This is a genomic window from Pseudomonas versuta, from assembly GCF_001294575.1.
Lineage (GTDB): Bacteria > Pseudomonadota > Gammaproteobacteria > Pseudomonadales > Pseudomonadaceae > Aquipseudomonas > Aquipseudomonas versuta.
Genome location: NZ_CP012676.1, coordinates 2,945,731 through 2,963,667, shown reverse-complemented (window position 1 = coordinate 2,963,667; position 17,937 = coordinate 2,945,731). Strand labels below are relative to the sequence as shown.

Sequence of the window (17,937 nt, the reverse complement as noted above, 5' to 3'; positions counted from 1 at the left end):
AGCGGCGACTACACTCCTGGTAGTCGTCGTCCCTCATCCAACCCTGAATCTTCTGCGGAACACACATGCTCAATAACGATCGCCTGCTAGTGCAGATTCTGCTTCTGGTGTTGTTCGGTGCCAGTCTGTGGGTGATGGCCCCTTTTTGGTCGGCCCTGTTCTGGGGAGCAGTGCTGGCGTTTGCCAGCTGGCCCCTGATGCGCCTGCTGACACGGGCACTCAAGGGCCGTGAATCGCTGGCCGCGGGTATCCTGACCCTGGGCTGGATGTTGCTGGTAGCGGTACCGCTGGTGTGGTTGGGGTTCAACCTGGCAGACCACGTGCGCGACGCGACGGCCCTGATCAAGGATGTTCAGTTAGAAGGCTTGCCCGAGGCCCCGGCCTGGTTAGCCGGTATTCCGCTGGTCGGTGAGCGTCTGGTGGGTATCTGGAACACCATTGATGAGCAGGGCGCCGCCATGCTGCTGGCGGTAAAACCGTATCTGGGGCAGGTGGGGAACTGGCTTCTGGCCCGAAGCGCGCAAATTGGCGGCGGCATTCTGGAGCTGACGCTGAGTATTGTATTTGTGTTCTTTTTCTACCGTGACGGCCCGCGGCTGGCGAGCTTTGTGCACCGTCTGCTGGAGCGATTGATTGGCGATCGCGCCGATTACTATCAGGAGTTGGTGGCGGGGACAGTTCAGCGGGTAGTGAACGGCGTGATAGGCACCGCGGCTGCTCAGGCGCTGCTGGCCTTGATAGGGTTTTTGATTGCCGGGGTGCCGGGTGCATTGGTATTGGGCCTGGCAACCTTCCTGCTCAGCCTTATCCCGATGGGACCGCCGCTAATCTGGATTCCAGCCACCGCCTGGCTGGCCTGGAAGGGTGACTACGGGATGGCGATCTTCCTGGGTATCTGGGGCACGCTGGTCATCAGCGGTGTCGATAACGTGCTCAAGCCTTACCTGATCAGCCGGGGTGGCAACCTGCCACTGGTGATTGTTTTGCTTGGTGTGTTCGGCGGGTTGATCGCATTTGGTTTTATCGGCCTGTTTATCGGCCCGACATTGCTCGCCATTGCCTACAGTCTGCTGGTTGACTGGAGTGCCAGCCAGCAAAGCAAGAGCAAGGCTTAACCGAACTTTGGCCCGGAGCGTGTGTTATTGCCCTTGGCCAAACGGTCGTAAAGCACCACATTGACCGTGGCTGCGAGGTTCATGCAGCCATTGGTCGGGATGTAAATCACATCTTCGCACCACTCCAGCACGTCTTTACCCAGCGAGCCGTCTTCCGGGCCAAAGATATAGATCGCCCGATCCGGGTGTGTGTACTCAGGCAAAGAGCGGGCGCCCTCGACCATCTCGACAGCGACGGGAATGCAGCCCAGCGGGATGATTTTTTTCAGGTCGTCGATACCGATCAGAGGAATGTCCTGATGGACTTTCTTGGTATCGGTGATGAAGTCACGCGCGCGTTCATAGCGCTTTCCGGTATAGAACACCGACGCCACGCTATAGCAACCAGCCGCACGCATCACCGAGCCGACGTTTTCCGGTGATTTGGGGTTATACAAACCAATGCAGCTGTACCGTTTGTTTGCCACGTGCCGTTGCCCTTCAGAAAAAAGACGCGAGTATACCGGCATTGCCTGTCGATCGGGTTGTGCCGTGGCCTCTTGTGGGAGCTGGCAAGCCAGCTCCCATCCAGGTACTACTCGTCTTTCTTCATCAACCCGGCCAGCGCGGCAAACGGGTTATGGGTTGCCTTGGCGATCTTCGGGCTGCTGGTGGAGCTTTCCGAGAAGTACTGCTGGTCGGTATAACGCGAGTGCTCGTTATCGTGGCAGTACAGGCATAGCAGCTCCCAGTTGGAGCCGTCTTGCGGATTGTTGTCGTGGTTGTGGTCACGGTGGTGGACGGTCAGTTCGCTCAGGCGCTTGCCGGCGAATTCACGGGCGCAGCGGCCACACACGTGGGGATACATTTTCAGGGCTTTGTCGCGATAGCCCATCTCGCGGTCACGCTGGGCATCGGCCAGGATGCGGTCCAGCTTGGCAGTGTGGGACGGTGGGTTGGCCGAACTCATGGGTTCACCTTTTAGGACGAATGACGGTTATGTCGTGAAGTTTAGCTGTGGATCAGCCTTTGATTTTTTCAGCAATCCAGATGGTATGCCGGGTGCCCTTGTTGCCGTGGGCGAATACCTGGACTTCTTCGGCTTTGAAACCGGCTTTGCGCAACTTGTCCGAAAACTGTTTGTCAGCGCTGGCCGACCAGACTGCCAGTACGCCTTTTGGTCGAAGGGCCTTGGCGCAGGCACTCAATCCACCTGCCGAGTACAGCCAGCTGTTGGCTTTTTGGGTCAGGCCTTCGGGTCCGTTGTCGACGTCGAGCATGATCGCATCAAAACCGTTGGGCTCGGCTTGCAGCACCTTGGCTACGTCTTCCATACGGATGACGGTGCGAGGGTCCTGCAAAGGGTTGCCCGATTTCTCACCCAGAGGGCCGCGGTTCCATTCCACGACCCCAGGCACCAGCTCGGCCACTACCACTTCGGCGGTCTTGCCCAAGTGCTTGAGGGCCGAAGCCAGGGTGAAGCCCATGCCCAGGCCTCCGATCAAGACCCGCGATTGCGGGCGCCCGGCGACTTTGCGGCAAGGGATTTCGGCCAGTGCATCTTCGGAGCCGTGCATGCGGGTGTTCATCAACTGGCCGCCGTCACCGCCCTGAATTTTGATCACGAAGTCTTCGCCGTACTCGAACAGGCACAAGGCACCGCCGTTTTCAGGGATCGGGGTGGTGTCGAGCAGAACAAAACGTTTCATGGAAATCTCATAGAAGGGGACAAAAACAACTGGTTACGAGTAGCCTGAGGGCAGACAAGCCGGTCTGGCAACGGAGTGATTGATGAAACGCACTATTCTAACGGTCATTGTGTGGAGCGCGCTCTCGATAAGTGCGGCCCATGCAGCTGAAACGACCATCGTCCCGAGCGCACCTGTGACGCCTGCACCGGGTTCACCGGGTACCGCTACGCCAACCCCGTATCCTCAGATCACTCCACGCGCCGTGCCCAAGCCCGTCAGCGGCAGCGGCAGCCTGATTGCGCTGCCGCCTATCGACCTGCCGCAGCCGCCGCCCAAGGATCAGCCGCTACCGGGGCTTGAGCCTAAAGACCCGAAATCCAGACCCCCGGCAGACTGATCACCCTATTTTTGTGGGCGCTGGCAAACCAGCCCCCACGGGCTCTTTTAGATCCCCAGCACCTTGAACACAAACGCATACTCCAGTGCTACGTCGCGCAGGCCTTGATAGCGCCCGCTCATGCCGCCATGGCCAGCCTCCAGTTCGGTCTTGAGCAGCAGTAGATTGTCGTCAGTTTTGGTGGCGCGCAGTTTGGCTACCCATTTGGCGGCTTCCCAGTACTGCACGCGGCTGTCGTTGTAGCCGGCAATCACCAGCATCGCCGGGTATGCCTGTGCCGTGACGTTTTCATACGGCGCATAGGCTTTGATGCGTGCATACACCTCGGGTTCTTGCGGGTTACCCCATTCGTCGTACTCGGTCACCGTCAGCGGCAGTTCGGGGTCGAGCATGGTGTTGAGCACGTCGACAAACGGTACTTCGGCAATGGCTGCCTTGAACAGTTCCGGTCGCTGGTTGAGCACTGCGCCAATCAACAGGCCGCCAGCGCTGCCGCCGCTGATAACCAGCTGGTCCGAGCGGGTCAGGCCCTTGTCGATCAGGTGCTCGGCACAGGCGATAAAGTCGCTGAAAGTGTTGTGCTTGTTTTCCTGTTTGCCGGCCCTATACCAGGCTTCGCCCAGTTCGCCGCCGCCGCGTACGTGGGCAATGGCAAAGGCAACCCCGCGCTCGAGCAGACTCAGGCGGGCATGGGAAAACCATGGGTCGAGACTTTCGCCATAGGCGCCATAGCCATATAGATAAAGCGGCACAGGTTTGCCCAGCGCATTACGTTTGACCACCAGGCTGATCGGCACTTGAGTGCCGTCCGGTGCCGTGGCCCACAAGCGCTGGCTTACATAGTCATCGGCATTGAACGGCCCCAGTACCGGAGTTTCCTTGAGAACACTTTGTTCGCCCGTGGCCAGGGTGAGCTGGCGCACTTGCGCCGGGCGATTGAGTGACTCATAGCGCAGGCGGACATGCTGGCTGTCAAACTCCAGACTGTCTTGCACATACAGGCTGTAGGCCGCATCCGGCAATTGCACGCGATAAGCCGGCAAACCCTGTGGGCGCACTTCGATGATAGGCAGTCCGCCTTCGCGCAGGCTCAGGCACAGGGCGTGGGCATTGAGGCTCAAGCCTTCCAGCATCACGCCAGTGTTATGCGCGATCAGCAGTTGCCACTCATTACGCGTCGGCACATCGCCCAGCGCGTAATACAGCGCAAAGTTGATGCCGTCCTGATTGGTACGGATAAACCAGGCCCACTGCTCTTCGTAAAGACCATGGTCAACGCTGTAGTCGTGCCCCTCAACCCGCGGCGCCAGGCAGTTGAAAGCTTGTTGCGGGTGATCGGCATCCAGTACCCAGCTTTCGCTGGTGGTTTTGCTGTTTAGCAGCAGGATCAGCTGGCGTTCGGAGCTTGAGCGATAGCAATGCAGGAAAAAACGCCCGTCCGGCTCATGAAACACTTCGTGCGCAGCGGTTTCGCCCAGAGTGTGGCGCCACAGCTTGTGCGGGCGATGGGTCTCGTCCAGCTCTGCGAAAAACAGGGTCTGGCTGTCATTGGCCCAGGTCATGCTGCCATCGCAGTCGGCAAACGGCAGCTCGGTCACGGCTCCGCTGCTTAACTCCTTGATGAACAGCTGATAGGTTTCTTCGCCGCTGGTGTCCAGGCTGTAGGCCAGACGTTGATGGTCGGGGCTGATACTGAAAGCGCCCAGGGAAATAAAGCCGCCGTCGGCGAGGGCGTTCGGGTCCAGCAACAACTGCTCGGCGCTTTCGTCGATCTGCTGGCTGCCGTCGATCGGACGCGGGCAGCGGTAGTGGCGCGCGTACTCGTCGCCGGCGATGGTGCGCGTGTAATACAGATACGGACCCCAGGGGGAGGGGAGCGACAGATCAGTCTCGCGGATTCGGCCCTTGATCTCTTGAAACAACGTCTCACGCAGTTGCGCCTGATCGGCCAATTGCGCTTCCTGAAAGCTGTTTTCAGCTTTCAGGTAGTCCAAAACCTCTTTGCTATCGCGATTTTGTAACCACGAATAGGGGTCTGGACCCTGGATCTTATGTGCGATAGGGGCGCTGTTTGCGTAGGCTGATTCAGTCATTGAGTGTTCTCTGAAACCTGCAGGAAAAGAAGTGACGCTGACGGCGGTGCAGCCGCATTGCCTAAAAGCCGTTATCATAGCGCCTCATTGCCTGCCGACCATGGATACCATGACCGAGAACGACTATCTGATCGCCTGGGGCCTTTACGCCTTTGCCGCTTTGGGCTGCCTGCTCGTATGGTGGCGCCTGACCCGCTTTATGTGGCGCTGGTTGCGTGAGCCTTTGCGCGTACTGATGGCAGTGCTGCTGTTGAGCCCGACCATTATTGACCCGGTGAAAGAAAAATTTGCCCCAGCAGTGGCCATCACTGCCCTGGACCTCGCGTTCAAAGTAGGCAATAACGCCTGGCGTGCCGTGTCGGACCTGTTGATGTACGCCATCTTCGCGCTCTGCCTGTATGCGGTTTTTGTGCTGATTCGCTGGCCCATCGAACGTTCGCGCAAGGCTCGCAATGCGCAAGCCGCCGCAAACGAACAAGCGCGCCACAAAGATCCTGAAGACGACCAGCCTTTCGGCCCGGCTGGCGATGATCGCTATGTGCGCCCGGCAGCGCCGCGTGCTGCGGGCCCGTCGCGGGTTGAACCACGGCTGTAATCCTTTTCCGTTGAGCTTGAATGCGAGAGTGCGAGCGTGTGTGAATTATTGGGCATGAGCGCCAACGTCCCGACCGATATTGTGTTCAGCTTTACCGGCCTGATGCAGCGGGGCGGGCGTACCGGCCCGCATCGTGATGGCTGGGGCATTGCCTTCTATGAAGGCCGTGGCCTGCGTCTGTTTCAGGACCCGGCTGCCAGTTGCGACTCCGAAGTCGCCTTGCTGGTGCAGCGTTATCCAATCAAAAGCGAAGTGGTGATTGGCCATATCCGCCAGGCCAACGTCGGCAAGGTCTGTCTGTCCAATACCCATCCGTTCGTCCGTGAGCTGTGGGGGCGCAACTGGTGCTTCGCGCACAACGGCCAGTTGTCTGACTTCTCCCCGAGTACCAGCTTTTACCGTCCCGTTGGCGACACTGACAGCGAAGCCGCATTTTGTGATGTGCTCAACCGGGTTCGCCAGGCCTTCCCCGAGCCGGTTGACGTGGAAACGATCCTGCCTGAGCTGGTCGCCGCGTGCGCCGAATTTCGCAGCAAAGGGGTGTTCAACTGCCTGCTCAGCGATGGTGACTGGCTGTTCTGCTACTGCTCGACCAAGCTGGCGCAGATCACGCGCCGGGCCCCGTTTGGACCGGCACGCCTGAAGGATGTCGACGTGATCGTGGACTTTCAGTCAGAAACCACGCCCAACGATGTGGTGACGGTGATCGCCACTGAACCGCTGACTGAAAACGAAACCTGGACGCGTTACGAGCCGGGCCAATGGAGCGTCAGCCAGGGCACAACCGAATAAGGATGCGCCTGCATGTTTTTGAGCTATTTGCGGTTGGTGCTGTTTACATTGGGCTTGTTGATCGGCGTGCAAGTGCCGGGCTTTATCAATGATTACGCCAACCGCGTCGAAGCTCACCTGATCGAGGCGCAGACCGGGCTGGCGGGTTTTCAAAACACCGCCAACCAGTTTTTCAAAGGCGATCTGCAAGCACTGGTTGCGCATTATCAGGCCAGTGACGACCCGGTATTTCGCAGCGATGCCAGCAGCCTGAGCACGTTGCTCAACCGCCAGCGCCTGCTCGACGATCAGTTCCAGGCCATGCAGGGCCCGTGGTACATGCGCGCCCTGCAAGTCGCCTACGCAGCCGACCCGGCTATTCGTCAGGAAACCATCGACACTTACACCTATCAGATACTGCTCTCGCCGACGGCCATTGGCTGGGCAATGGCGGGTGCACTGCTGTTTTCCTTCATCATCGAAGGTTTCTTGCGGCTCGTGGACTGGGTCGTTCTGGGAGGCAAGCGTCAGCGCGAACGTATTGCCCGCCGAGAGCGTAATAGCTGACCCCGACCTGCGCCTGTAGCACACAGGTTGGCCCGGAAGAAATTTAAGCAAACAACTTTTTCTTATCCCTGAGTCCGGCTTTTATTAGTTGGACGAACGGCATGCTGCTGTCCAAAAATGCCCTACACCTAAACTATAAGAAGACCACAGGAGCATCGCCGTGAGCCGCCTGTTATTGAATTGCGATATTGGTGAGAGTTTTGGCAGCTGGACCATGGGCCTGGATGCCGAGGTCATGCCGTTTATTGATTGCGCCAACATTGCCTGCGGTTTTCACGCAGGGGATCCGGGGATCATGCGCAAAACCGTGGGTCTGGCATTGGCCCATGACGTGAAAATCGGCGCCCACCCCGCGTATCAAGACCTCGCCGGCTTTGGTCGACGCTCCATGGCCTACTCGGCGCAAGAGCTGCAAGACCTGTTGCACTATCAGATAGGCGCTCTGGACGGCATCTGTCGCGCCCAGGGCACGCGGGTCAGCTACGTCAAACCCCACGGTGCGATGTACAACGACATGATGGCCAGCCCTGCACAGTTGCGGGCGGTGGTGCAGGCCGTGGCCGCTTACGACCCGGGCTTGCCGCTGATGTTGATGGCCACCCGCGATAACAGCGCCGCGCAAGCCATCGGTGATGAGTTTGGCGTAACCCTGTGGTTCGAGGCCTTTGCCGACCGCGCCTACGACAGCGCCGGACATCTGGTTTCGCGGCAACTGCCGGGGGCCGTGCATCACGACGCCGACGTCATCGTGCAACAGGCCCTGACTATCGCTGCAGGCCAGGCCTTGGTGGCCAGTGATGGCAGTGCCTTGCATCTGCACGCCAAGACCTTGTGCGTGCATGGCGACAACGCCGGTTCGGTCGCCGCCGTGCAGCGCATTCGCCATGCCCTGAGTCAGCAGGCACAGGGATGAAGCCACGGATTGAAGTGGTGGCCATCGACTGCCTGATGCTGCGTCTGTTCGATGAAATTGCAGAAACCAATATGCCGTGGATGCTGGCTGCAAGCGAGCGTCTGCGCACCTGTTTTGCCGGCTATCTGGTCGACCTGGTGCCGTCCTACACCACCTTGATGGTGCATTACGACGGACTGGCGTTGACTCCGTCTCAGGCCCGCGAGCGGATTGCCCAGGCGTTGACGGATCTGCGCCCGGAAACCCGGAACCTGGGCCAGTCTCACGTAGTGCCCGTGTGGTACGACCCGAGTGTGGGGCCGGAGCTCGCCTTGCTGGCCAAGCGCACCGGCTGGACGGTGAGCGAAGTCATTCGTCGCCACAGCGAGCATCAATATCAGGTGTTCGCGCTGGGTTTTGCCCCGGGTTTTGCCTTTATGGGGCTGGTCGATGAAGCCCTGGCCGCGCCGCGTCTGGATACCCCGCGCAAACGTGTCGCCACTGGCAGCGTCGGGATTGCCGAGCGCCAGACCGCGGCCTATCCCGCCCAGTCGCCCGGCGGCTGGAACCTCATCGGCCGTACCCCGAGCGCATTGTTTGATCGCGAACGTGATGGTTACAGCCTCATGCAGCCTGGCGACACGGTGCAGTTCGCTCCTGTTTCCCACGCCGAATTTATCCGTTTAGGCGGTGATGACACGCCCCAGGAGGCCTTGGCATGAGCCGATTACTGATTCAGGCCAGCAATCCGTTTTGCCTGCTGCAGGATGCCGGTCGTTTCGGTGTGCGGCACCTGGGTGTGACCCAGGGCGGGGCCGCAGACTGGATGTCCATGGCCTGGGCCAATTGGCTGCTGGGCAATTCGCCAGACGCCGCAGTCATCGAAATCAGCCTTGGCGGCTTATCCGTTATCGCGCAGGACGATTGCACGCTGGCTCTGGCCGGCGCGGATTTGGGGGCTGCGATTGACGGTCAAGGTTTGAAGCCCTGGCGCAGTTTCTTACTGAAAAAAGGCCAGACCCTGACCTTCACTCAGCCGCTGAACGGTGCCCGCACCTATCTGGCCGCCCCGGCAGGCTTTATCGCCCCTCAAGTACTGGGTAGCTGTTGCACCGTGGTTCGTGAGCACCTTGGCGGCCCCGATGGTTATGGTCGGGCGCTGGCTGCGGGTGACGAGCTGAGGTTTGTCGGGGATACGCAGCCGCTGCGCGAACTGCCTTCACGGCACCTGCCCGAGTTCAGGTCCAAACCGTTTCTGGATGTGGTGCTAGGTGCCCAAATGGGTGCTTTCAGTGGTCAAAGTACCTTTGACGCCTTCAATAACCCATGGACCCTGGACACTCGCGCCGACCGCATGGGCATCCGCCTGCTGGGCCCTGCGCTGGTCTACCAGGGGGCGCCGATGATTTCCGAAGGTATCCCGCAGGGGGCGATTCAGGTTCCGCCGGATGGTCAGCCGATTGTATTGCTCAATGACCGTCAGACCATTGGCGGATATCCGCGCCTGGGCGCCTTGACCCCGCTGGCGCTGGCGCGTCTGGCCCAGTGTTTGCCGGGGGAGGTGGTGTACATGCGCCCGGCCACCCAAGATGCGGCGCAGCGTCAGCACGTGGCGTTTATGCAACGGTTTACCGAATAACAACGCACCCCGTAGGAGCGAGCTTGCTCGCGAGTTCTTCAGCGCAATTGAAGTGCCCGCGAGCAAGCTCGCTCTTGCACCTACACCTGCACCTGCAGGGCTCATGATTATTTCGCCAGAAACCGCATCCCTTCTTCCAGCCCGTCCAGCGTCAACGGGTACATCCGGTCTTCGATAAGGTCACGTACGATTCCAGTCGAAGCGGTGTAGTTCCACGTGTCTTTGGGGTACGGATTAATCCAGATCAGTTTTTTGTATTTCTCCATGAAACGTTGCATCCACTTGTAGCCCGGCTCTTCGTTCCAGTGTTCGACACTGCCTCCGGCATGGGTGATTTCATAGGGCCCCATCGCCGCGTCGCCAATAAAGATCACTTTGTAATCGGCGCCGTATTTGTTCAGCAGATCCTGAGTGGAAATACGTTCGACCTGTCGGCGCTGGTTGTTCTTCCAGACCGACTCATAGATGAAGTTATGGAAGTAGAAATACTCCAGATGCTTGAACTCGGTTTTACAGGCCGAGAACAACTCTTCGCAGATCTTTACGTGGGAATCCATCGAGCCGCCAATATCAAACAGCAACAGCAGCTTGATGTTGTTACGCCGCTCCGGGCGCATCTGAATGTTTAGCAGGCCGGCATCGCGGGCGGTGTGGTCGATGGTGCCATCGATATCCAGCTCTTCTGCCGCACCCTGACGGGCAAACTTGCGCAGGCGGCGCAGTGCAACCTTGATATTGCGCGTGCCCAGTTCAACCTGATCGTCGAGATTCTTGTACTCGCGCTGCTCCCAGACCTTGGCAGCCTTGCCCTGGCGCGCGCCGGCATCGCCCACCCGGATGCCCTCGGGGTGATAGCCGCCTGAGCCGAACGGGCTGGTGCCGCCGGTACCGATCCATTTGTTGCCACCGGCATGGCGCTCCTTCTGCTCTTCGAGACGTTGCTTGAACGCTTCAATCAGCTTGTCGAGGCCGCCCAGCGACTGCAACTGTGCCCGGTCTTCGTCGCTCAGTGAGCGCTCGAATTCCTTGCGCAGCCAGTCTTCGGGAATCAAGGCCTCAAGGTGCTCATTGAGGTTTTGCAGGCCATTGAAGTAGGCGCCGAAGGCGCGGTCGAACTTGTCGAAATGGCGCTCATCCTTCACCAGAATTGTGCGCGCCAGATAGTAAAACTCGTCCATGTCGGCGAAGGTCACATGGTTTTTCAGCGCGTTGATCAGGTCCAGCAACTCGCGCACTGAAACCGGCACCTTGGCCGCCCGCATTTCATTGAACAGATTAAGCAGCATGCTTATCGCCTTCTGGAAAAATCAGCGATTACCGCGACGGCTCATGAACGCCAGGCGCTCCAGCAATTGCACGTCCTGTTCGTTCTTCACCAGTGCGCCGGCCAGTGGCGGGATGGCTTTGGTCGGATCGCGCTCGCGCAGTACGGCTTCGCCAATGTTGTCGGCCATCAGCAGCTTCAGCCAGTCCACCAGCTCGGACGTCGAGGGTTTTTTCTTCAGGCCGGGCACTTTGCGTACGTCGAAAAATACGTCCAGCGCTTCACTGACCAGTTCTTTCTTGATGTCGGGAAAGTGCACGTCGACGATTTTTTGCAGCGTAGTGCGATCCGGGAAGCTGATGTAGTGGAAAAAGCAGCGGCGCAGGAAGGCGTCAGGCAGTTCTTTTTCGTTGTTGGAGGTAATGATGATGATCGGGCGCACTTTGGCCTTGATGGTTTCGTCGGTCTCGTAAACGTAGAACTCCATCTTGTCGAGCTCTTGCAGCAGGTCGTTCGGGAACTCGATGTCGGCCTTGTCGATTTCGTCGATCAGCAAAATAACCCGCTCTTGAGCTTCGAAGGCTTCCCACAATTTGCCCTTCTTCAGGTAATTGCGCACATCGTGGACCTTATCGACCCCCAGTTGTGAATCACGCAGGCGGCTGACCGCGTCATATTCGTACAGGCCCTGATGGGCCTTGGTGGTGGACTTGATGTGCCAGGTGATCAGCTTGCAGCCAAAGGATTCTGCCAGTTGCTCGGCGAGCATGGTCTTGCCGGTACCGGGTTCACCCTTGACCAGCAGCGGGCGCTCCAGGGTGATGGCCGCGTTGACCGCCAGTTTCAGGTCATCGGTGGCCACGTAGGCGCGGGTGCCTTCAAACTTCATCTGCAATTCCTCAAAGCATGACCCGGGCCCTGCAAGGGCAGGGCGGGAGAACAAAAAGTATGTCTGACTATAACGCGAGCTTCTGCAGGCTGTGAATGTTCAGCGCCCATTCAGATAATGAACGGGCCGTCACTATCTGACTTCAATCGGCTTCAGGTGCAGGCTGTTCGTAACGGGCGTTAAAGGCCTGAATAAAGCCATTGCGCAGAATCTGCACAAAGGCCTGAAACACACTGATGTCCTGGCGGTGGATGCTGCCTTTGAGTTCCACGCGGGTTGCAAACTGGTTTTTGTTCTGGTTCTTCAACACCGTCTCGGTCCCCCCGACAATTGCTTCCCAGATCGAACGAAAAATCCCTTTGTCCTTGTTCTCTACATCTTGTTGCCAGTTGAACACCTCAACATTGCGCAGCAGTGGCTTGATATATCCGTTGAGTTGACCTTTGCTGGCCTGGGCCTCGATCACCAGATCACCATTGCCGGCGTTGAAATCGAATTTGCCGTAGGCCGAAGCAAAACTGTTGAAGCGCTTTAATTCGATTTTGGTGGCGCGCAGACGAAACTCGAAATCCTCGAAGTTGCTCAGCGGGTCGAACGTGGCGCTCACCTCCATCGGCGCCTGGCCCAGTAATAGCGCCTTGCCTTCGAGGCGTGCATCGCGCTCGCCTTTGAGGTTCACCACATTGGTCAGGTTATAGATGCTGGCATTTACCCGGGTGGCGCCAAGGTTTACCGGGGGCTTGGAGTTAAAGTTGCGAAAGGTGATTTCTCCGTCCTCAATCCGTACTTCGTTGAGGGTGATAGGCAGCAGTTTGCGTAATTGCTCGCGCCAGTCGGTTCCCTCACCGGTCTGGGAAGCTGACTTATTGGGACCGCCATCGACAAAGTTGATTTGCGGCCGGACAAACAGAGCCTCGGCCACCACAGCGTGGTCATACCAGAGCGAGTGCCAGCTGACTGAAAGGTCGAGGGCAGGCACGTTGACAAAGGGTACTGGCACCTTGCCGGAGACCTTGACGATTTCCAGCCCGTTGATGCGGTACGCGCCACGCCACAAGGCCAGGTCCACATCGTGCACACTGCCCCGATAGTCGCCCATATGGGCCAATTTATCGTTCAGGTAATTGCGCACCATGTCGGGCAGGGCTATGCGTATGCCCACCATAACCAAAACCAATACGGCCACCGCCAACAGCGACCCTCTATATCGTGCTTTCATGCTATTGCCTCCACTTGTACAAAATGGACTGCAACGCACACCAGACGTTCGCATGACTGGACGCCCGAGAACACGAGGCCTACCCTTGGGACCTTCCCAAAAGGTGAATAAGGACCCCGCCATGAGCCGCATTTTTGTAGATAACGCGCACTCCATCGGTAACACGCCTCTGGTGCAAATCAACAGCATTGCGCCCCGCGGCGTGACTATCCTGGCCAAGATTGAAGGGCGTAACCCGGGCTATTCGGTGAAGTGCCGGATCGGCGCCAACATGATCTGGGACGCCGAGAGCCGTGGCGTGCTCAAACCGGGCATGACCATCATTGAACCGACGTCGGGCAATACCGGTATCGGTCTGGCTTTTGTGGCGGCGGCCCGGGGTTACAAATTGATGCTGACCATGCCGTCCTCCATGAGTATCGAGCGCCGCAAGGTGCTCAAGGCTCTGGGCGCCGAACTGGTACTGACCGAGCCGGCCAAGGGCATGAAAGGGGCCATCGACAAGGCTGCCGAGATCTGTAACAGCGATCCTGAGCAGTACTTTATGCCTCAGCAGTTCGAAAACCCGGCCAACCCGGCGATCCACGAAAAAACCACCGGGCCGGAAATCTGGAACGACACCGACGGCGGTATTGACGTGCTGGTGGCAGGAGTGGGAACCGGCGGCACCATTACCGGTATTTCTCGCTACATCAAACACACCCAGGGCAAGCCGATTTTGTCGGTTGCCGTTGAACCCATCACCTCGCCGGTCATTACCCAGGCGCTGGCCGGTGAAGAGATCAAACCGTCGCCCCACAAGATCCAGGGCATCGGCGCCGGTTTCGTACCGAAAAACCTCGATTTGTCGATTCTCGATAAAGTCGAACTGGTCAGTGATGACGAATCCAAGGCTATGGCCCTGCGCTTGATGCACGAAGAAGGCATCTTGTGCGGGATCTCATGCGGCGCGGCAATGGCTGTGGCCGTACGTTTGGCTGAAACCCCGGAAATGCAGGGCAAGACTATCGTGGTGATCCTCCCCGACTCGGGTGAGCGCTACCTGTCGAGCTACCTGTTCAGCGACATGTTCAGCGAGCAGGAACTGCAGCAGTAAACCCGTTTTGGGGGGTGCTGGCTTGCCAGCGATTCAGGCACCGTGGTGCCGTCGCAGACAAGCCGGCCCCGCCAGATGGATGCAACTGACCCAAATCAAGCACTCAGAGCTGCGACTTATGCACTATTAGCTCGTTATTACGTCTTCCTTAACGCCGAATGTTGGATCAGGCGGGTTTTGCCCGGGGCCGGGAGTGTTTATCATGGCCGGCTGCCACGTTGCATGACAGACCCGCGGCAGGTTGCCTATTTTCGAGGAGTTGTTGCATGACCTTATCCTTCGCCATCAAGGCAGGGCTGATACTGCTGTTTGTCGGCAGCATCCTTTACGTGCATTTGCGCGGCAAGGCGCGCTTGCCGGTGTTGCGCCAGTTCGTCAACCACTCCGCGTTCTTTGCGCCCTATAACGCCTTGATGTATCTGTTTTCCGGCGTCCCGTCCCGGCCCTATCTGGACCGCAGCAAGTTTCCCGAGCTGGATGTTCTTAAAGACAACTGGCAAGTGATTCGCGAAGAAGCCATGCACCTGTTCGATGAGGGCTATATCCGCGCCGCCGAAAAGAACAACGATGCCGGTTTTGGATCGTTCTTCAAAAAAGGCTGGAAGCGTTTTTACCTCAAGTGGTACGACAAAGCGCTGCCATCTGCCGAACTGCTGTGCCCTAAAACCGTTGAGCTGGTGAACAGTATCCCCAACGTCAAAGGCGCGATGTTTGCCCTGTTGCCGGGGGGCAGCCACCTCAACCCGCACCGGGACCCGTTTGCAGGTTCGTTGCGTTATCACCTGGGCCTGTCGACTCCCAACTCGGATGCTTGCCGGATCTTCGTTGATGGCGAGGAGTATTCCTGGCGCGATGGCGAGGACGTGATGTTCGACGAGACCTACGTGCACTGGGTCAAGAACGAAACCGACATCACCCGCGTCATCCTGTTTTGCGACATCGAACGGCCGCTCACCAGCCCCCTGATGACGCGTATCAACCGCTGGGTCAGCGCTCAGCTGGGCAAAGCCACTGCTCCGCAGAACACCGATGACGAGCGCGTAGGCGGTATCAACAAAGCCTATGCCTGGAGCAAGACCTTCAGCGACCGTTTCAGCGGCGTGGTCAAACAATGGAAGCGTCGCAACCCCAAACTATACCGCGTGGCCCGCCCGATATTGGCCGTGATCGTGTTGCTGTTGCTGTGGCGCTGGTTGTTCGGTTAAGTCGTTGCTATTTGTATCGGGCGCTGGTTATAGTCAGCGCTCGCTGAGCCCGAGGCTCAACACTCTCTCTTCAAAAAAGATCAGCTCATGCCGGTTTCCACTCAACACAGCGTTGTCGTTTCAGCAGTCTCTGCTGACGTAGTGCCGTGCGGCAACCGGCAGCCTGCCCAGATCAGTCATTATCCCCTCCTGTCAGCAGCACTGTGGCGTCGCCACCAGGTGTTGTTGTAGCGGGCTGAACTGATCGTTCAGTTGCCCGTAACCGCCTGAAAAACCACTGAACTTCAGCCTCGGCTGAGTTGGCTTTTTTTGCCTGATGACAGGTGTTACCCATGTTTTCGATTTCTAAGGAATCCGCGCTGGCGGCAGTATCCACGAGCCTGTTCGTTCTGCTGTGGAGCAGCGGCGCAATCTTCTCCAAGTGGGGGCTGGCCCATGCATCGCCCTTTGCCTTTCTGTTGATCCGTTTTGCCATCGCCTTGCTGGCGCTGGTGCTGCTAATCCCGTTGATGAAGTTTCAGCTGCCCCGTGGCCTCAAGCGGATCGGTTATGCGCTCGCCACCGGTGCGGTGCTGTTGGGTGCCTATCAGATTTTTTACCTGCTGGCGCTGGACCTGAAAGTAACACCGGGGGTCATGGCCACAGTGATGGGGGTGCAACCTATCCTGACTGCCGTGATCTTGGAGCGGCGGCATTCCTTTAGTCGCTCTCTGGGGCTGCTGCTGGGCCTGGGCGGGTTGATTCTGGTGGTCTACCAGGGCATCGGTCTGGCCGGGTTGTCGTGGACCGGGATGCTGTATGCCTTGCTGGCTCTGGCCAGCATGACCGCGGGGACCTTGATGCAAAAGCGCATCACCCAAAACCCGCTGGGAACGCTGCCGCTGCAATACCTTGCGGGGTTGCTGGTGTGTGCGGTGTTTGTGCCGTTCCAGCCATTTCACTTCGAACACAGCGCCGGCTTTGTTGTGCCGGTGCTCTGGATGGGGCTGGTGGTTTCGGTGCTGGCCACCTTGCTGCTGTACCGGATGATCGCCAAAGGCAATCTGGTCAACGTCACCAGCCTGTTTTATCTGGTGCCGGCGGTGACTGCGGTGATGGACTACCTGATTTTCGGCAACAAATTGGCGGCTTTGAGCCTGCTGGGCATGGCGCTGATCATCATCGGGCTGGTGTTTGTGTTCCGTAAAACAGCCTGACACCCTGACCTGTAGGAGCGAGCTTGCTCGCGAGCTGTTCTTGTCGCGCGCAAGAGCTCGCTCTTACAGATCCACAGATCCACAGGTTTACGGGTTTACAGCTTTTGCCACTGCAGCAGGCTTGAGCACCAGCCATACCGCTACAGCAATCAGTACTCCGCCGTAGATATGCGCCATAGACAGCGGTTCATCCAGAAACAACGCGCCCCACAGCACGCCAAACGGCGGAATCATGAAGGTCACGGTCATGGATTTGACCGGGCCAATGCTGGTCAATAAATGGAAGTACAGAATGTAGGCAAACGCCGTACAGACCAGTCCAAGGCCCAACAGGGAAAGCCACACGCTTGCTCCGCCCCAACTGGCCGGCGGCTGGTTGATGGCGCTCAGGGCAAACAGTGGCAACAGAAACAGTGTGGCCCCGAGCATGCTGCCCAGTGCCGAAAGCCGGGGGTCAAGCCCGCCTTGCTGATCCAGCCAGCGGCGCGCCAGAAAACCGGCAAATCCATAACAGGTGGTGGCCAGCAGGCAGGCGAGGGCGCCCATCAGCAGATCCATATCAAACGCCACGGGCCCGGCACGCGTCAGGATGCCGACACCGAACAACCCTAAAAACACCCCGGCCAGTTTGGTGGCGGTGAGTTTTTCGCTAAAAAACAACCCGCCAATCAGCACGCCCATCAGCGGTGTGGTCGCGTTAAAAATTGATGAATAACCTGCAGGTAATACCTGGGCCGCCACCGAATACAACGTGGCCGGGATGCCTGAATTGATTACACCCAGTATTAAAATCACCTTGAGCTTTCCGCCGAAATTCCAGCTCACGCGCATCAGCGCCAGAATCACGACCAGGCCGGTAGCGGCTATGGATACTCGAAAAAACGCGGTAGGAATGGTCCCGATCACCGGCGCAATAATCCGCATAAACAGAAAGCTGGCGCCCCAAATGCCAGCCAGTGACAGCATCCGTGCAATATCGACAAGTCTCACGGTGATTCCTTACAAGGTTTGAGCCGGGCAGTTTAGGGGATGCTGCGCGCAAGGCAATGGCTGCTTCGGGTTACCCTCTCCAGTTATCTGTTGCTGCCCGGGCTGCAGGATGCCCCTGCACCGACAACATCTGAGGTCAGGGGCCGTCCTGAAAATCAAAGCCAGAAAATACACGGCCAGATAGCCTGATGGTTCTTTATAGAGAAAGGCTTTTCGGATTTTTCTTAAGGTTCCCGAGTGGGTGTAGTCCTACCGTTGGATGCTGTAAACCGCAGTTGGTGAATGTGGATATGGCACAAAAGCCCTTCCATAAAGATCAGATCCAGTCAGCCAAATCTG

The 17,937-nt window shown here is 58.2% G+C and carries 19 protein-coding genes; 11 read left to right on the top strand and 8 right to left on the bottom strand.

Going from position 1 to position 17,937, the window contains the following annotated elements:
* Positions 1-65: 65 nt before the first annotated feature.
* Positions 66-1,115, top strand: coding sequence for an AI-2E family transporter (locus tag AOC04_RS13205; protein ID WP_060694055.1), 1,050 nt, complete (start codon positions 66-68; stop codon positions 1,113-1,115).
* On the opposite strand, the gene AOC04_RS13200 is transcribed toward AOC04_RS13205, so the two are convergent.
* From AOC04_RS13200 to AOC04_RS13190, 3 genes are all read right to left on the bottom strand, one after another.
* Entirely contained in the window at positions 1,112-1,582 is a 471-nt protein-coding gene (locus tag AOC04_RS13200; RefSeq protein WP_060696952.1) for an RNA methyltransferase, read from the bottom strand. The two genes, AOC04_RS13205 and AOC04_RS13200, sit on opposite strands and share 4 nt — an antisense overlap.
* A gap of 107 nt (positions 1,583-1,689) precedes the next feature.
* Positions 1,690-2,064, bottom strand: a complete 375-nt coding sequence (locus tag AOC04_RS13195; RefSeq protein ID WP_003441620.1) for a YajD family HNH nuclease — start codon at positions 2,062-2,064, stop codon at positions 1,690-1,692.
* Between the two features lie 52 nt (positions 2,065-2,116).
* Positions 2,117-2,803 (bottom strand): spermidine synthase, encoded by a 687-nt coding sequence (locus AOC04_RS13190; RefSeq protein ID WP_010656469.1) that lies wholly within the window; start codon positions 2,801-2,803, stop codon positions 2,117-2,119.
* A gap of 82 nt (positions 2,804-2,885) precedes the next feature.
* Between AOC04_RS13190 and AOC04_RS23535 the strand changes: the two genes are divergently transcribed.
* Positions 2,886-3,182 (top strand): hypothetical protein, encoded by a 297-nt coding sequence (locus tag AOC04_RS23535; RefSeq protein WP_073509286.1) that lies wholly within the window; start codon positions 2,886-2,888, stop codon positions 3,180-3,182.
* Between the two features lie 47 nt (positions 3,183-3,229).
* Here the strand turns inward: AOC04_RS23535 and AOC04_RS13185 are convergent, their stop codons facing one another.
* Positions 3,230-5,275: a S9 family peptidase gene (locus AOC04_RS13185; RefSeq protein WP_060694053.1), complete on the bottom strand. Its 2,046-nt coding sequence runs from the start codon at positions 5,273-5,275 to the stop codon at positions 3,230-3,232.
* Positions 5,276-5,375: 100 nt separating this feature from the next.
* On the opposite strand from AOC04_RS13185, the gene AOC04_RS13180 reads away from it, so the two are divergent.
* The 6 genes from AOC04_RS13180 to AOC04_RS13155 all read left to right on the top strand — a co-directional run bounded on the left by AOC04_RS13180 (position 5,376) and on the right by AOC04_RS13155 (position 9,739).
* Positions 5,376-5,870 (top strand): hypothetical protein, encoded by a 495-nt coding sequence (locus AOC04_RS13180; RefSeq protein WP_060696951.1) that lies wholly within the window; start codon positions 5,376-5,378, stop codon positions 5,868-5,870.
* 36 nt (positions 5,871-5,906) lie between these two features.
* On the top strand, positions 5,907-6,662 hold the full coding sequence (locus tag AOC04_RS13175) for a class II glutamine amidotransferase (RefSeq protein ID WP_060694051.1): 756 nt from the start codon (positions 5,907-5,909) through the stop codon (positions 6,660-6,662).
* Between the two features lie 12 nt (positions 6,663-6,674).
* A complete protein-coding gene (locus AOC04_RS13170) occupies positions 6,675-7,208 on the top strand; it encodes a DUF2937 family protein (protein ID WP_060694049.1) in 534 nt (177 codons plus the stop codon).
* Positions 7,209-7,368: 160 nt separating this feature from the next.
* Positions 7,369-8,121 (top strand): 5-oxoprolinase subunit PxpA, encoded by a 753-nt coding sequence (locus AOC04_RS13165; RefSeq protein ID WP_060694046.1) that lies wholly within the window; start codon positions 7,369-7,371, stop codon positions 8,119-8,121.
* Positions 8,118-8,822 (top strand): 5-oxoprolinase subunit B family protein, encoded by a 705-nt coding sequence (locus AOC04_RS13160; RefSeq protein ID WP_060694044.1) that lies wholly within the window; start codon positions 8,118-8,120, stop codon positions 8,820-8,822. The genes AOC04_RS13165 and AOC04_RS13160 overlap by 4 nt, the downstream gene beginning before the upstream one ends.
* Entirely contained in the window at positions 8,819-9,739 is a 921-nt protein-coding gene (locus tag AOC04_RS13155) for a 5-oxoprolinase subunit C family protein (RefSeq protein WP_060694042.1), read from the top strand. The genes AOC04_RS13160 and AOC04_RS13155 overlap by 4 nt, the downstream gene beginning before the upstream one ends.
* A 107-nt stretch (positions 9,740-9,846) precedes the next feature.
* Here the strand turns inward: AOC04_RS13155 and AOC04_RS13150 are convergent, their stop codons facing one another.
* The 3 genes from AOC04_RS13150 to AOC04_RS13140 form a co-directional block, all read right to left on the bottom strand.
* A complete protein-coding gene (locus tag AOC04_RS13150) occupies positions 9,847-11,025 on the bottom strand; it encodes a vWA domain-containing protein (RefSeq protein WP_060694040.1) in 1,179 nt (392 codons plus the stop codon).
* Positions 11,026-11,046: 21 nt separating this feature from the next.
* A complete protein-coding gene (locus tag AOC04_RS13145) occupies positions 11,047-11,892 on the bottom strand; it encodes an AAA family ATPase (RefSeq protein WP_060694038.1) in 846 nt (281 codons plus the stop codon).
* Positions 11,893-12,034: 142 nt separating this feature from the next.
* On the bottom strand, positions 12,035-13,111 hold the full coding sequence (locus tag AOC04_RS13140) for a DUF748 domain-containing protein (protein WP_060694036.1): 1,077 nt from the start codon (positions 13,109-13,111) through the stop codon (positions 12,035-12,037).
* Between the two features lie 121 nt (positions 13,112-13,232).
* Between AOC04_RS13140 and cysK the strand changes: the two genes are divergently transcribed.
* The 3 genes from cysK (at position 13,233) to AOC04_RS13125 (ending at position 16,608) form a co-directional block, all read left to right on the top strand.
* Positions 13,233-14,207 carry a cysteine synthase A gene (gene cysK / locus AOC04_RS13135; protein ID WP_060694035.1) on the top strand — a complete coding sequence of 325 codons (975 nt, stop codon included), beginning with the start codon at positions 13,233-13,235 and terminating at the stop codon, positions 14,205-14,207.
* A gap of 266 nt (positions 14,208-14,473) precedes the next feature.
* Positions 14,474-15,412, top strand: coding sequence for an aspartyl/asparaginyl beta-hydroxylase domain-containing protein (locus tag AOC04_RS13130; RefSeq protein ID WP_003441646.1), 939 nt, complete (start codon positions 14,474-14,476; stop codon positions 15,410-15,412).
* A 332-nt stretch (positions 15,413-15,744) separates the two neighbouring features.
* On the top strand, positions 15,745-16,608 hold the full coding sequence (locus AOC04_RS13125) for a DMT family transporter (protein ID WP_060694033.1): 864 nt from the start codon (positions 15,745-15,747) through the stop codon (positions 16,606-16,608).
* A gap of 87 nt (positions 16,609-16,695) precedes the next feature.
* Here AOC04_RS13125 and AOC04_RS13120 read toward each other — a convergent pair whose 3' ends face one another.
* Complete coding sequence (locus AOC04_RS13120; protein WP_060694030.1) at positions 16,696-17,598, bottom strand: DMT family transporter; 903 nt, start codon at positions 17,596-17,598, stop codon at positions 16,696-16,698.
* Positions 17,599-17,937: the final 339 nt, after the last annotated feature.